1 pseudogene is annotated in these 322 nt (G+C 58.4%); it reads right to left on the minus strand.

Annotation, left to right across the window (positions count from 1 at the left end):
- A pseudogene (locus EN862_RS35410) lies at nt 1-271 on the minus strand (type II secretion system F family protein); the annotation flags it as partial.
- Between the last annotated feature and the right edge of the window lie 51 nt (nt 272-322).

Genomic DNA, 322 nt, shown 5'->3' on the forward strand with positions numbered 1-322 from the left:
CCTCTCGCAGCGGCTTGCCGGCACGCAGCTGCAAATTCATGATCGCAAGCTGGATGCCAAGCCATTTGTGGGTTCCCGCCATTTCCTGGCTCACGCGCTCGACCGCCGCCTCCAGGCTCATGCCGGCATCGGCGCAGGTGATCATCATGTCCATGAAATCGGGGAATCCGCGACGATAGATATTTTTTTGAGCATTCTCGAAGCGGTCGAGCAGGATAGCTGGGATCACGATGCAGGCGAGTCCGAACAACGCGGAACCGGCAAAGGCCATGAAAGCAGGGAGTTGAGGCGGGAGTACTCGTACAAGGAGGGCATAGGCAAC

Origin of the sequence: Mesorhizobium sp. M2E.F.Ca.ET.219.01.1.1 (assembly GCF_004016445.2) — a bacterium.
In the GTDB taxonomy this organism is placed as follows: Bacteria; Pseudomonadota; Alphaproteobacteria; order Rhizobiales; family Rhizobiaceae; genus Mesorhizobium.